Origin of the sequence: Biformimicrobium ophioploci, assembly GCF_030270605.1 — a bacterium.
In the GTDB taxonomy this organism is placed as follows: domain Bacteria; phylum Pseudomonadota; class Gammaproteobacteria; order Pseudomonadales; family Cellvibrionaceae; genus Biformimicrobium; species Biformimicrobium ophioploci.
Genome location: NZ_BSYJ01000005.1, coordinates 230,099 through 244,860 on the forward strand (window position 1 = coordinate 230,099; position 14,762 = coordinate 244,860).

General features: G+C 57.5%; 11 protein-coding genes. 1 reads left to right on the forward strand and 10 read right to left on the reverse strand.

Translation table 11 applies throughout. The features are described 5' to 3' along the window. Positions 1 to 6: 6 nt before the first annotated feature. The 5 genes from msbA to QSJ80_RS12890 form a co-directional block, all read right to left on the reverse strand. The gene (msbA, locus tag QSJ80_RS12870; RefSeq protein WP_285764867.1) at positions 7 to 1,827 is read right to left on the reverse strand and encodes a lipid A export permease/ATP-binding protein MsbA; all 1,821 of its coding nucleotides are present in this window, start codon (positions 1,825 to 1,827) and stop codon (positions 7 to 9) included. 86 nt (positions 1,828 to 1,913) lie between these two features. After that, a complete protein-coding gene (locus QSJ80_RS12875) occupies positions 1,914 to 2,330 on the reverse strand; it encodes an ExbD/TolR family protein (RefSeq protein ID WP_285764868.1) in 417 nt (138 codons plus the stop codon). 8 nt (positions 2,331 to 2,338) lie between these two features. Continuing rightward, positions 2,339 to 2,968 (reverse strand): MotA/TolQ/ExbB proton channel family protein, encoded by a 630-nt coding sequence (locus QSJ80_RS12880; RefSeq protein ID WP_285764869.1) that lies wholly within the window; start codon positions 2,966 to 2,968, stop codon positions 2,339 to 2,341. Between the two features lie 88 nt (positions 2,969 to 3,056). Beyond that, the gene (locus QSJ80_RS12885) at positions 3,057 to 5,573 is read right to left on the reverse strand and encodes a DNA internalization-related competence protein ComEC/Rec2 (protein ID WP_285764870.1); all 2,517 of its coding nucleotides are present in this window, start codon (positions 5,571 to 5,573) and stop codon (positions 3,057 to 3,059) included. Between the two features lie 80 nt (positions 5,574 to 5,653). Next, positions 5,654 to 7,306 carry an amidohydrolase gene (locus QSJ80_RS12890; RefSeq protein ID WP_285764871.1) on the reverse strand — a complete coding sequence of 551 codons (1,653 nt, stop codon included), beginning with the start codon at positions 7,304 to 7,306 and terminating at the stop codon, positions 5,654 to 5,656. 325 nt (positions 7,307 to 7,631) lie between these two features. Between QSJ80_RS12890 and QSJ80_RS12895 the strand changes: the two genes are divergently transcribed. Then, positions 7,632 to 8,537 (forward strand): porin, encoded by a 906-nt coding sequence (locus QSJ80_RS12895; protein WP_285764872.1) that lies wholly within the window; start codon positions 7,632 to 7,634, stop codon positions 8,535 to 8,537. A gap of 69 nt (positions 8,538 to 8,606) precedes the next feature. Here the strand turns inward: QSJ80_RS12895 and cysB are convergent, their stop codons facing one another. The 5 genes from cysB to QSJ80_RS12920 form a co-directional block, all read right to left on the reverse strand. After that, complete coding sequence (cysB, locus tag QSJ80_RS12900) at positions 8,607 to 9,581, reverse strand: HTH-type transcriptional regulator CysB (protein ID WP_285764873.1); 975 nt, start codon at positions 9,579 to 9,581, stop codon at positions 8,607 to 8,609. A 169-nt stretch (positions 9,582 to 9,750) separates the two neighbouring features. Then, positions 9,751 to 10,272 carry a universal stress protein gene (locus QSJ80_RS12905; RefSeq protein WP_285764874.1) on the reverse strand — a complete coding sequence of 174 codons (522 nt, stop codon included), beginning with the start codon at positions 10,270 to 10,272 and terminating at the stop codon, positions 9,751 to 9,753. A gap of 190 nt (positions 10,273 to 10,462) precedes the next feature. After that, positions 10,463 to 11,380: a 5'-nucleotidase gene (locus QSJ80_RS12910; RefSeq protein ID WP_285764875.1), complete on the reverse strand. Its 918-nt coding sequence runs from the start codon at positions 11,378 to 11,380 to the stop codon at positions 10,463 to 10,465. 34 nt (positions 11,381 to 11,414) lie between these two features. Next, a complete protein-coding gene (locus QSJ80_RS12915) occupies positions 11,415 to 12,095 on the reverse strand; it encodes a TetR/AcrR family transcriptional regulator (protein WP_285764876.1) in 681 nt (226 codons plus the stop codon). A gap of 173 nt (positions 12,096 to 12,268) precedes the next feature. Further along, complete coding sequence (locus tag QSJ80_RS12920) at positions 12,269 to 14,641, reverse strand: TonB-dependent receptor (RefSeq protein WP_285764877.1); 2,373 nt, start codon at positions 14,639 to 14,641, stop codon at positions 12,269 to 12,271. Between the last annotated feature and the right edge of the window lie 121 nt (positions 14,642 to 14,762).

Sequence of the window (14,762 nt, forward strand, 5' to 3'; positions counted from 1 at the left end):
TTCCGTTCAATGGCTCTGCTGCTGGTGCAAGGCAGCATAGCGCCCGCCCTTTTCCAGCAGCTCTGTATGGGTACCGGATTCGACAATGGCGCCCTGCTCCATGACCAGGATGCGATCCGCTTTTTCGATGGTGCTGAGGCGATGGGCAATCACAAAGGTTGTGCGCCCTTTCATCACCTCATCCAGCGCCGCCTGTATGTGGCGCTCTGATTCATTATCCAGAGCGGAAGTCGCTTCATCCAGAATCAGGATTGGCGAATCCTTGAGGAGCGCCCGCGCAATGGCAAGGCGCTGACGCTGGCCGCCAGACAGCAACTGTCCGTTATCGCCCAGCTCAGTCCGGTAACCGTCCGGCAATGCCTCAATAAACCGGTCCGCATGCGCGAGGCGCGCTGCATTCTCTACCGCCTCATCACTGGCATCACACAATTCGCCGTAGGCAATGTTCCTGCGTACTGTGTCGTTAAACAGGATCACATTCTGCGAGACCAGGCTGATATTGCGGCGATAATCCTTCACCGGCATACGACTGATGTCCTTGCCGTCCACCAGGATACGACCAGCATCGGGCTCATAGAAACGCGCGAGTAAACCCGCCAGAGTCGATTTCCCGGAACCTGAGGCGCCGACCAGTGCAATCGTTTCACCGGCGTTCACCTTCAGGTCGACATCCCTCAATACCGGCTCGCCCTCTGACTCATATCTGAATGTGAGCGATTGTATTTCCACCTTGCCGGTGAGGCGCCCCGCTTCAATGTCACCGCCGGCCTTTTCCATGGGTTCATCAAAGATATCGAAAACACTTTCCGCAGCAGCGATGCCCTTCTGGATCTCCGCGTAGACCTCGGAAAGGCTGCGAATCGGCTTTGCCAGCGAAGCTGCGGCGCCAATAAACGAGGCAAACAGGCCGGGGGTCATGGCCTCAACAATACCCGGCGCCAGCGCGAGCCAAACGATAATGGCAATGGCGAGGCTCACCAGAATCTGGATAACAGATACGCTGGCGTTATCGGCAACGACCAGCTTCATAAATTGTCTGCGATTGTTGTTGCTGGCCTGCTCGAAGCGCTTGTTTTCGTATGCCTGGCCGCCGTACATCCGCACAACCTGGTAACCGTTGATCGCTTCCTGGGTTACGTGCGTCACATCTCCCATGCTGTTCTGGATACGATGGCTCAATTTCCGGAAGCGCTTGCCAACCACGTTAACAATCAGCGCGATAATCGGTGCAAAAAGGAAGAACGTCAGCGTAAGCTTCCAGTTCACCATCAGCAGGTAAGCCAGCAATCCGATGGTAAAGAAAGATTCCCGGATCAGTACTTTTACCGCCTTGGTAATGGCACTGGTAATCTGTTCGACGTTATAGGAAATCTTTGAAATCAGGTGTGCGCCGGTATAACGGTCGTAAAAGCTGCTGGGGAGTCTCCCGATGTAGGTAAACAACTCTGTGCGCAGGTCGTGAATGACCGAACGTGAAACATAGGCGAGGCCGTAGCTGCCGGCGAAGTTACCGATGCCCCGGAATACAGCAATCATCACCATGATCGAGGGGATCAGCCACCGCGCGGTATCCCGGGGAATAACCCCCCCCTCAAAGAAGACGGCGATGTACCTGGAGAGAAACCCTTCCTCGCTGCTGATGCCGGCGGCGCCAACAGTATCGAGAAGCAGCTCCGTGACCGCGATCAGGCTGACCTGCATTGTGGAGAACAGCAGGAAACCGAGAATGGCAACGAGAAAGATTGCCCAGTAGGGCCGCGCGTAGCCCAGCAGACGCCGATAAGTACTGGCACCGCTTGGGCTTGAGCTGACTGGAGATTTATCCATAAAAATGGGGGCGCCTTCCGCTTCCCTGCCGGGGAACTGCTGAACGCCGGCAATCCTTGCCTGTATTGCCGGCAATCAGCTGGAACTCAGTTTTCTGGCTGTCTAGTCGTGATGCTCAGCTGGACAAAGCCCAGCTGACCGGCTGCATCCATCGCCCGGACCACCGACTGGTGCTCCGCCTTGGCGTCGGCCGTGATTACAAGCGGACGATTGTACTCACCTGCCGCGACTTCAGAAAGCGCCTTCTTGACGGTATCCAGCTGCTTGTTGACCAGGCTGCGACCGTCGATGGCGTAAGATCCATCTGCGGCAATCACGATTTCCAGCACCTGCGACTCGGTAGAGGCCTGCGGGCCGTCTGCTTCAGGCAGGTCGAGCTGCAGGTGTGTTTCCTTAGTAAAGGTGGTGGAAACCATAAAGAAGATCAATAGCAGGAACACCACATCAATCAGTGGCGTCAGGTTGACCCCTTCCTGGTCCCGGGACTGGCGTCGAAACTTCACCGCGCCCCCTACTTCGCCGCAATCATGTCGATCCGGCGCTCGCTGTGCAGTACGTCCACAAGCTTGACCGCTTCCTGTTCCATGGTAACCACCAGGTCGTCGACCCGGCGCTGGAAGTAGCGGTGCGCCATCATGGCGGGAATTGCAACGGTCAGGCCTGCGGCAGTGGTCACCAGCGCCTGGGAGATACCCCCGGCCAGTACGCCAGCATTGCCCGTGCCTTCAACCATGATCGCGGTGAACACCTGGATCATACCCAGCACCGTACCGAGCAGGCCGATCAACGGGGCTACTGCGGCGATGGTGCCCAGTGCGCCAAGGAATCGCTCCAGCTCGTGTACGACCTGGGATGCGGCTTCCTCGATGCTGTCTTTCATGACATCGCGGCCGTGTTTTGAATTGGACAGGCCAGCGGCAAAGATGCGGCCGAGATGGCTGGTGTCGCGCATACTTTTCAGTTTGCCGGCATCCAGCTGATTGTTTTTTATCCAGCCCCAGACCTCGCCGAGCAGTGGGCGTGGCGCGATCTTGGCGGGATTCAGGGTCCAGAGGCGCTCGATCGTGATTGCAATCACCGCGACCGAGCAAAGCAGGATTGGCAGCATCAACCAGCCGCCGGATTTTATTATTTCTAGCACTTTTATAGCTCCCTACTTCGGAGACCGAACACTCTACCACAGCTTTAGGCGCCAGCTAAGAGGATTGTCATGACATCCGGGGTAGCAATTAAAGGCTGTGAAGTGTGTACCAGAAACGCTTCTGTGACCGACGCGCCTCCTCCACCTCCAGCATGCCATCGGGGTGCCAGTTGAAGCTCAAAGCACCTGACAGCGCAGTACTGTACACCGAACTCCCCACTGCCCGGGCACGCTCGACGCTGTTTGGGTGCGGGTGGCGGAAACGGTGTCGGTATCCAGCACTGTAAACCGTATACCGAGGTCGAGTTTTCTGCAGCAAGCCCCAGGAGCTCGAGTAGCGCGACCCGTGGTGCGCGGCCACCAGCAGATCAACCTCCCCAAGCCCGCCCAGCTTCAGCTCCACGTCCCGGTCGATATCCCCCGGCAACAGGATTTCCGCTGAACGGTATTGCAGCAGCCCCACACAACTGTGGGCATTATCGGTGCCTGGCGAATCAACGGACGCTGGCCACAGCCACTCAATCGACAGGCTGCCATAGCCCAAGTTGGGCGCACTGCTGTGGCAGGCCCCTACAGCCAGTCCCGGGTAGCGGCGGGCATACTTTGCGGCGAGCCCGCCCGGGGCCAGAAGTTTTGTTACCGGAAAGGCCCGGAGCAGGTAATCGCTACCGCCCGCATGATCACTGTCGTCATGGCTGACAACAAGCAGATCGATTGTGCGAACGCCCTGATGCCGGAGAAACGGTTCGATCACCGCTTCGGCAGAATTGAAGCCACCCGGAAAGCGCACGCCAGTATCCCATACCAGGGTTTTACCCGCAGTGCGGATAACCATGGCGAGTCCCTGCCCCACATCCAGCACGTCAAGCTGCAACCCCTCGCGCACAGGTCGGTCCACCAACAACCAGCAAAGGAGACCCAGGGCCATAACAGAGATTGCGGGCTTTGCCGGAAAGCGCGGCGGGAGAAAGCCGAGTACGGCAACTGCAGTCAGTCCGCACAGGACCACCGGGAGACCAAGAAGGTCCTCCGGCACCGCCATCCAGCCCGTGCTTAGATTGCCTGCCAGGCTGTCGACCTGCCGAAGGCCTGCCATCAGAAAACCCAACAGGGAATCCGTGACGGCAAGGCATCGGGCCGCGGCGAACTCTACCCACGCGAACGGCAGCGCCGCAGTCACTACCGAGAGGAACAGCATCGGCATAATCAACAGGGACACCAGGGGTATCGCGAACAGATTTGCCACAAACCCCGACGTACTGATACCGGAAAAATACATCAGGGAAAGCGGCAGAAGGCCCAGGCCAATCGCCCATTGCGCACGAAGCAGTTGCAAACTGGCAGTCAGCAAACGATTGTGGGCTCCTGCGCCTCGATCTGCACCCTGGCCTGTTCCGGCGGGCGCGCGCCTGCCGGCGAAACGTGCGAGCAAGATGGCAACGGCACAAAATGACAGCCAGAAACCGGGGTCGAAAACAGACAACGGCTCCAGCAGTAATACCACGCATGCCGCAAACCAGAATGCGCTCCAGCCATCCGTACGGCGCCGGCTCATCAGGAAGAGCACTCCCATGCTGGCCATAAGCCAGGCTCGCTGGGCCGATAACGGCGCCCCAGCCAGCAAGGCATAGGCACCCGCTGCACTGATCGCGGAGAACCCGGCTAGCCAGTGGCCGCGACTGGGGCCGCATGGCAACACCGCCAGTAATCTCCCGGGCATGCCCGCCACAAACCAGGCAAGTCCTGCTACGAGGCCGATATGCATGCCGGAGATCGCCAGTAAATGGCTGGTTCCGGTGCGCCTCAGCAGAGCCGTCGCATCCTCAGGAACATTGTCCCTGATACCCAGCAGCAGCGCGGCAATCAGGCCGGATCTCTCGAGCGCTGCATTATTCGGGCCGCTGATCCATTCATAAACATCCTGTCGCAGGACGTTCAGCTGGCGCGATATGGAGTCCGGGCCCTGGCCCTTCCGGGGAGTGAATTCTTTCGTACGAATGTAGCCGGTAGCCACGATATTTTTGCGCAGTAACCAGCCGTCATAGTCAAACACGCCCGGGTTCACGGTTCCCCGGGGTGGCTTCAGGCGGACGGTCGCCTGCAGGACGTTACCGGCTCGCAACAGCTGTCGGTTTTCCTGCTCAATGCGGTACCACGCAAGACGAATCCTGTCTCCGGTACTCAGTATTCTGCCGGCATCAGGTACAACAACCCGTGCCGTGAAGACCGGATCCGGCGCATCCATGGCGACAACAGAAGTAATCTCGAATGTGAAATGGAGGTCATTGCCGTGATGTGCGGCCGGCAGGCGTGCCGACACACGCTGTGCGAGGTCTCCGGATGAGAGCACAAAACCGACCAGCAGTGCTGCGATCAGGCCACCACCGTGTAACAGGCGCGACGACGACACGGTATTGGAAGCTCTTATGAGCAGGGCGTACAGCGCAGGCAACAGGGCTAGCGCGAGCAGCAGCGGACGCAACCGATGAATGAAATCCGGAATATCCGGCAGTAGCGCCGCCAGGGAAAGCCCCAGGCAGAAAAAGACGAAATAGAGTTTTCTCGGCGCGCCCCCGCGGGGCGCGTCCCCCCGCGCTGCTTCCATGCCACCTGGACCTGCAAAATATGGCGAATTTTACAGGTCCAGTCCGGGGGCGATGATGAGTATTTCTAATCTTGGGCTTTCTAATCTTGCGCCTGATAGACGCGCTCACCCTCGACCCAGGTTTCCAGTACCCGTGCCTCCCAGATTTGCTCTGCGGGAACCTTGAATATATCCCGGTCCAGCAACACAAAATCGGCATATTTTCCTGGCATCAAGTTGCCGATAACCGACTCCTGATGTGATGCGTAAGCGGCATCCAGAGTGAATGCACGGAGCGCCTCTTCGCGGGTCATCGCATCTTTCATGCGCCAGCCTCCGTTCGGCTGATTGGCACGGTTCTGGCGGGTCACCGCCGCGTGTATGCCGTAGAGGGGATTTACCGGCTCTACCGGAAAATCCGAGCCACCGGCAATACGGGTGCCCTGCTCCAGGAACTTACGCCACGCATAGGCACCTTCGAGACGTTGCTCACCGACACGATCCGCAGCCATATTCATATCACTGGTCGCATGCGTGGGCTGCATGGAGGCAATCAGGTCGAGCCGGGGGAAGCGCGGGATATCGGCAGGCTTCAATACCTGGGCATGCTCGACGCGGTGCCTGAAGGGTTTCTGATCTTTGGATTTGTGCAAGGTTTCGAGGTGGTTGAGTACAATATGGTTTGCGCGATCCCCGATGGCATGCACATTGACCTGGAACGCCTTGTCCGTCGCAAGGCGTAGCAAGTCCAGCATTTCCTTTTCCGGGTGCAGCAACAGGCCTCGCTCATCGGGGCGATCGTGATAAGGCTCGATGAGCGCGGCACCGCGGCTGCCCAGCGCGCCGTCCGCAGAAAGTTTGATGCTGCGAACAAACAGGCGTTCATCCGCCTGGCCAATCCAGCCCTCCGACAGCAGCGCTTCGATATCCTTGCTCTCGATAGCTACCATTGGATACATGCGTAGCGGGATCCGGTTCTCTGCGGCCAGTTCACGATAGGCTTTCAGGCCCTGGCGCGCGACGCCGGCATCGTGCACACCAGTAAGGCCGAGGGAAAGTGCGATCCGGAACGCCGCCTCCAGCGAGGCCTTGTCGTCCGCCAGCGTGGGTGCGGGTATTGCGTTTGCCATCAGGTTCATGGCGTTATCGATTAGCACCCCGGTGGGTTCGCCCTGCTCGTCAAGGATGATTTCGCCACCTTCAGGAGAGCGGGTGTCACGCGTAATCCCTGCCAGCTCAAGTGCCTGCGAGTTTGCCCAGCCGGCATGCCCGTCGATCCGGCTGAGCCATACGGGGTTATCGATCTCGAGCGCATCCAGTTGCTGGCGAGTGGGAAATTCCTTTCCCGGCCACACCACCTGGTTCCATCCCCGACCAAGCAGCCATTGCCCGGGCTGCAGCTCAGCACTGCGCGCCCGGATTGCCGCAAGTGTCTGATCCAGACCGAGATCACGCAGTTCCAGCTGTTGCTGGAGGCGGCCCAGCCCGAGCATATGGCCATGGGCGTCAATCAGACCGGGAATCAGAGTACGGCCGCCACCGTCCAGCAACTTCGCCTGAGGGAAGCGCTTTTTTAATTCAGTGAGACTATCGGTTGCCTGAACCACGCCCTCGTCGTAGGCAATTGCGGTGAATTCCAGCAGCTCCTTATCCGAAACGTGGTATCCCGCGATATTGTGTAAAAGCACCGTTGCGTGGCTGTTACAAGACAGAACCGTGAAAATGATTGAAACCAGAAGACGCCTCAGAGGCATTTTATCCACCTTTTTGTGACCAGTTATTCTTATACTGCATCGCTGTACTGCCAGATTATTCTGCTGCCATTACGCCAATACAAGAGTTAAAGCGCAAGTAGCGTGCGCCATCAAGCCAAATATCCTCTTTAGCCCGGGCCTGATGCCGGAAAAGCACCATTTTGGTACCTTAAGGCACCAGGCAGGCCAGCTATTTATCCGCCGGAAATAGTTTTTTTACTGCGCTGTAACATTCCTGAAATGTTGGCTTGGAAGAATGCGCGCATCCCGAAAATGAAGAGGTACCCGGGACGGGTCCAACGCACTTAACTACAGAGAAATTGTGATGAAAAAAACAGTTCTTTCCATGGCTCTCGTAGCGGCAGTTCCGGCATTCGCACAGGAAGAATCCGCAGCGCCAACCCTGTACGGCAAGGCAAATGTTGCCTGGCAGTCCACCGACGAGAACGGCGAGTCATTCAGCGAGCTGGTTTCCAATGCTTCCCGCATCGGCGTCAAGGGCAGCCTGGATCTGGACAACGGTATCAAGGGTGTCTACCAGGCGGAATTCGGTGTCGAGTACGATGACAGCGACACTTTTAGCCAGCGCAATATCTTCGCCGGCCTCGAAGGCAACTTCGGCCAGGTGATCGCCGGTAAGTTCGACACGCCGTTCAAGAAAGCACAGAAGAAAGTTGACCTGTTCAACGACCTCGAAGGTGATATCAAGAGCGTTATTAGCAACAGCGACAACCGCCCGAGCAACAGTGTCCAGTACACTTCTCCGAATTACTACGGCCTCCAATTTATCGCGGACGTTGTTAACTCCGAACAGGACGACGTAGACAACGCCTACTCTATGGCCGTCACCTGGTCCGGTGAAAACGCCTACGTGGCGTACGCGCAGGACACCGATATAGAGGGCCTGGACGTTACCGCTTCACGCCTGGCTGCGCAGTACAACATCGGCGCATTCCAGCTGGGTGCACTGGTTGAAAACGAGCAGGACGATATGGCCGGGACCGACAACGACGGTTATATGGCCTCACTTGCGTATAAGGTAAATGCCTGGACCCTGAAAGCACAGGGTGGCAAATCCGATATTGTCGCAGAAGGCGGCAAGACCTACAGCCTGGGTGCAGATTACAAAATGTCGTCCAAGGCCAAGGTTTACGCTTACCTGACCGACGAAAGCTTCGATTTGCTGGAAGATCGCCAGTACGTTGGCATCGGTACCGAGTTTAAGTTCTAAATCGAACTGATCGGTAAAAAAGAAAGGCAGCCATCCGGCTGCCTTCTTTCGTATTGGGGCGGGGATAGATCAGTAGGTCGGCAACTCGAGACTGGAGAAAAGCTCGTCCAGCTCGCCACGGGAACTGGCCTGGGACGCCTGCTCCACCAGTTCTCTTGTCAGGTGCGGCGCAAAAGACTCGATAAAGTCATACATAAAGCCCCGCAGGAAGATACCCTTTCGGAAACCGATCTTGGTAATGCTGGGCTCGAACAGCTCGCTCGCATCGAGCGCGACAAGATCGTCGTCCAGTTCGTCATCAACGGCCATCCGCGCAACGATTCCGATTCCAAGCCCCAGCCGTACATAGGTCTTGATCACATCCGCATCCGCGGCAGTGAAGACCACTTTGGGGGCAAGCCCCTTCTCGAGAAACGCTTCATCCAGCTTGGAGCGACCGGTAAAGCCAAACACATAGGTGACAATGGGGAACTCGGCTACATCCTCCAGGCTCAGTTTGGATACCTGGCACAATGGGTGCCCCTTTGGCACGATCACGCAGCGGTTCCAGCGATAACTCGGCATCATTACCAGATCGCTGAACAGTTCCAGTGCCTCGGTGGCAATGGCAAAATCCACGGTGCCATCAGCGGCCATTTCCGAAATCTGCATCGGCGTGCCCTGATGCATGTGCAGGGAAACATCCGGGTATTTGTCGATGAATTTCTGGATGACTGCAGGCAGCGCGTAACGAGCCTGGGTGTGGGTAGTCGCTATGGAAAGGCTGCCCTTTTTATCGTTGCTGAATTCCTGCGCGACCTGCTTGATGTTCTCAACTTTTCGGAGAATCTCACCAGCTGTTTTCAGAATTGCTTCACCGGCAGGCGTAACCCTTGTCAGATGTTTTCCGCTCCGCGCAAAAATTTCCACACCCAGCTCATCTTCCAGCAGGCGGATCTGCTTGCTGATACCCGGCTGTGATGTATAAAGGCTTTGCGCCGTGGCTGATACGTTCAGTTCGTGATGCGCGACTTCCCATATATACCGCAGCTGCTGCAGCTTCATGGCCTCTCCTGCAATCTTATTAGGTGTTATTGATCGCCAATAACCCGGGCACCCGGGGCGCAAATTTCTATTCGGGTTATAAAAAACAGATAGCTTATGCTGCAAGAGAATAGCAGTAGTTTTATTGGCTGGCCAACCCCGGTGCCTCTATTCGATGACAGGTGCTGGGTCAGCCCATAGAGCGATTGCCGAAATGAGAATTGATCGCATATGAAGCAGGTGCTGTCGGCACCGGCATGACGAAAACCGGTACGCGACTTTTACTGAGTACGGATGCTGCTACAGAGCCCAACCCGGTGGATAGCTGCGCCCGGCGCCCGCGCTGGCCGAGCACCAACATATCTGCACTGACATCTTGCGCAAAGCCGAGGATCGTTCCAGTCGGTTCCCCCCACCGCACTGCCACATTCCCGATGTTCCCGAGCTCACCAGGCGCGCACTGATCCGGCAGGTCGCATTCAATTTCGGCCTGGATACTGGCGGCGAGTTCCACGGCCCTGGCCGGGTTGGCTTTGACACTTCGGAGAATTGCACGGACGCGGGTATCGGAGTGATCTCCCTCCAGCACATGCAGGATCGTCAGCACGACCCGCTCCTTGCGGGACGCCTGTTCCGCCAGTTGCAGCGCGTAACCGAGCATACAGGGCCACTGCGGCCCCAGGTCCGTCGCACAGAGAATGCGTGAAAACATAACGCCCTCCCGGTACGAAGGCTAAAAGGCTTATGGACGGGAATGGAAACGACTGACCGTTTGCATGACTTGCGGATTGCAAAACCCGTATAAAACAAAGCATAGCAGCGCTGTTGAAAGAACCGCCGGTCCTGAATGACCAGCGGACCTGAACAGGCACGCGGATGTCCCCTGCTCCCGGTTGGCGACGCTATTCCTCGTTGGCGACGCCGTGGGGCACGTGACCGGTCGCGACATGTTCCGCAGCGGAGTCGCAGTGCTGACGCTGGTCATCAAAGAATACGTCGGCACCATAGGCTTTCAGGAATGGCCCCTTGGGCATACCACCCAGGAATATCGATTCATCAATGCGGATATCCCAGTCCCTGAGGGTTCGAATAACGCGTTCATGTGCAGGGGCGGAGCGCGCTGTCACCAGCGCTGTGCGAATCGGACAGGCATCTTCCGGCAGTGCCCGCTGCAGGTTGTGCAGCGCGTGCAGGAAACCTTTGAAAGGGCCCCCGGCGAGTGGCAGCTGCGCAGAGGCGCGCTCGTTTTCTGCAAACGCAGCGAGCCCGTGCTGCTTGTAAATTCTCTCGGACTCATCGGAAAAAATTACCGCGTCGCCATCAAATGCGAAACGTAGCGTGTCGTCTTCCGCACTACCCTGGCTCCCCGCTACGAGGGTTGCAGCGGCTACGCCGTTTTGCAGGGCATGGCGAACATCCCCACCTTCCGTCGAGAGGAACAGGTGGCAACCAAATGCCGTTACATATCGGTAAGGGCTGGCGCCACCGCAAAAAGCGGCACGGGTGATTTTGAGACCGTAATGCTCAATGGAATTGAATACCCGCAGGCCGGTGTCGGCGCTATTGCGTGATAACAAAATGACCTCTACAGCCTGCTCGCCCCCGAATCGGTCGTTCACACGCAGCAGTTTTTCCACCAACGGGAAAGCATCACCCTTGCGCAGAACATCGTTTTCATGCGCCTTCTGATATTCAGAAAAAGCCTCTACGCCCTGCTCCACGAATACCCGGTGGCTGTCGTTGAGATCGAACAACGCTCGCGAAGAAATCGCAATAACCAGACGATTATTTCCCGGAGCGTCTACAGCGGTGCTACTCAATTGTGGTTCCCGTCCATCGAATTAATAAAAGGCTTCACGGCGCTTCAATATCATCGAGGCCGTCCGGCGCTGCATCAGCTCGACGGGCATCCATGACAGCCAGCAACATCCGGTGCAGGTCCTCGCGTGTACGCCTGGCGCGGTGTCCCTGTTGCTGCGTTATTGTTACCAGCACCGTATGCATGGTCTCGAGCATCAGCCGGGCAATCCGGCTCTTCTCATTGGGGGGGCAAGCGAAACCAAGCCGTTCGAACATCTTGCACAGGTAGGTGATGACCAGCTGATCGTGGCGCTCATCAATCTCGGAAAGCTCGGGAATACCCCACATGGCCTGCACCAGGGGCAATACACCTTCCTGCTCCTGATAGACCTTTGCAAGCTTATCCAGCAAAACCTCGACGAATTCATCGAGCGTGCACTCCTCGAGGGCGGATTCCGAGACCTCCTCTAGCGCGGCTGTCATGCTGGCAAGCCAGTCTTCTGCGAGGGCATACAGGATGGCGTGTTTGTTGGGAAAATAGTGGTACAGAGAGCCCACTGAGATGCCAAGCTCCTTGGCAATCAGGATCGTGGTGAGATCATCCAGGCCAACCTTGTCCAGCAGGCGAGCAGTGACCTCCAGGATCTGGCGGGCCCGCTCACGCGCCCTCGCCTGCACCGGAGCGCGCCTTGGGGCAAGCTGATTCTTGCGTTTTTCCTGTTTACTGGTGGTCAAGCTTCGGCCTCCATGAAACTGCTGTTCCTTAGCGGGTATCGCCACTTTGAGTCTAAATCTACCACTAGGATGGCGCGACTCCTACCCGCATACAAAAAAACCGGCGCAAACGGGCCCGCAAGGACCAATTTGCACCGGTTTCTGGCGAAGCGCCTCGCCTGGAGGCCCCTGAATCAGAAGCGGTAGTTGACGTCCACCCCGATAACACGGCCGCGGGCCGGGTCGGTCATGGTGGCCGGCAGGTTGTACAGTGCCGCCGGGTAGCCCCAGTGGTAGTACTCTTCGCCAAGCGCATTCTGAACGTAGATACCGGTTGTCCAGGCCTCGTCCAGGGCGCTCACGGAGGCGCGCAGGTTCAGCACACCGCGGGCATCCAGAGCCACCTCTTCCACATTCTCCAGCTCGGAGTACTGCTTGCCGGTGTAGCTGTACTCGGAAGACAGCGCCAGCTCACCAAAGCGGATCTCACGGGTGTAGGTCAGCGCTGCTGCACCGGAAAACTCCGGCGCGAAGGCCATGGTGTTGCCATCGCAGTCCTCACACAGGTCCGCCGGTGCACCGGAGAATTCGGTATCCAGCCAGGCAGCGCCCAGGAACAGGTCCAGATTGTCGGTCAGCAGCCAGCGTGCATCGACCTCGAGGCCGCGGCCATCTACTTCACCGACGTTGCGGGTTACCGCTGCGGAGCCGATAAAGAAGGACTGCTGCAGATCTTCGTAGTTGTAGCTGAAGGCCGCTGCGTTCAATGCAAGGCGGTTATCCAGCAGGCGCGACTTCAGGCCAATCTCGTAGGAGAGGACGGTTTCCTCATCGAAGCTGTTGGGCTCAGCGTTGGAGGCATCAACAGTCCACTCGTACTCTTCCATCCACGCGTCAGGGTCCGCATCGAAGGCCGGGTCAGTAACCAGGTAGGTCAGGTAATCAAAACCGCCGGACTTGTAACCGGTTGCCGCGCTGGCGTACACAGTGACATCGTCGTTGAGGTCGTGATTCAGCGTTACCCGGCCAGTGACATTGCTCCAGGTCTTTTCACCGCTGATCGGGCCGTCGGTGAACATACCCTGGTAGTTCCAGCCACCAGTCCAGCTTTCCGGCCACTCCGCGTTCACGGAGTAGTCCTTGGTGTCCTCTGTGTAGCGCACACCGAAGCCCAGGTTGGTCTTCTCGGTCAGGTCGTAACCGAAGTTACCGAACACGCCCCAGCCAGTGTACTTGCCCTTGGTCAGGGAATTTTCAACAGACAGCTTGTCAGTCGCGTACTCAAATACGTCGCCACCGGCATGGTCGGTACCGAAGAAATCATCCATCGCCTCGGAAGTAGAGCCGTAACCGGAGTCTGGTAGCACCGCAACCAGGTTATTGGACAGCGCTTCACAGGTCTCGAACACAGCTGTTTCAGCAATGATGCCCTCGTCAGTGAAAATGCCATCACACAGGGAATCTTCGTTCGCGATACCCTGGAAGTCTGCGTCCAGCTTTTCGCTGTACCAGCTCACACCGGCAACCCAGGTAAACGGACCGGCATCAGTGGAGGTCAGGCGGAATTCCTGGCTCAGGAACTCACCGCTCTGGTCGCGGGTGTAGATATCGTTGGCGAAACCGGTACCGTCGAAGTCCTCAACGTAGCTATAGTTGTGGGTCTTGTAGCCGGTGATGGAGCTTAAAGTGGCTGCCTCGAGATCGCGCTCGATGGTCAGGATGACGTCCGCAATTTCGGACTCGTCCTTGCCCTGGGTGTCATTGAACACCTCATCCCAGTCGCCATCGGTATCGAGGGCACGGTAGACGGTGCCATCCCCGAGGCGATCCTCGTACTGGGTCAACAGGGTCACAGTGGTGGCGTCGCCAGCCCATACGGAAGTCACGCGGGCAGCGGTCACTTCACTCGCACCCAGATCGCGGCCGCCAGCCAGGTTCTTGATGTGACCGTCCTGCGACTCGTGCATTGCAGCAACGCGGAATGCCAGGTTATCGGTGGCCGGCAGGTCGTAAGTCAGTGCGTAATTTTTCTGGCCGAACTGGCCAGCGCCCACGGTGATGTCCCCGGCAAAGGTATCGCCAGGCTTGTTGCTGACCATGGCAATTGCGCCGGATGCAGTGTTACGACCGAACAGGGTACCCTGCGGGCCTTTCACGATTTCCACGCGCTCCATGTCGAACATGGTCGGGTTGGCACCGGTGCGACTCTGGTAAACGCCGTCCAGGAACAGACCCATGGCCGGGTCACTACCACTGCCAAAGCCGTTGTTGTTCACACCACGGACGGAAACGGAATCAAAGAATGAATCCTGGGTCTCACCAGAGATACCCGGGGTAATGGAAAACAGTTCCTTGAAGTCGGTGCGGTTGCCGGCTTTCAGTTCATCACCGCTAAATGCGCTGACGGACATTGGCACGTCCTTCAGGGTCTCGGCACGCATTTGCGATGTTACCACCACCTCTTCCAGCTCTGCTGCTGATACAGACGAGACAGTGACTGCAGCCGCACCGGACACGGCCAGGGCCAGCGCACGTTTGCGGAAAACATTTTTAGTGAGCACAGACATCTTTGGGTCCTCGATGCTTATTGTTTATTTGGGTAACCACCACACCCGGCTTGAACAAGCAAACCTCACTGCGCATTGCACGTCCATGAACAATAAGCGCTGGAAATTCATCTCGGCCGGG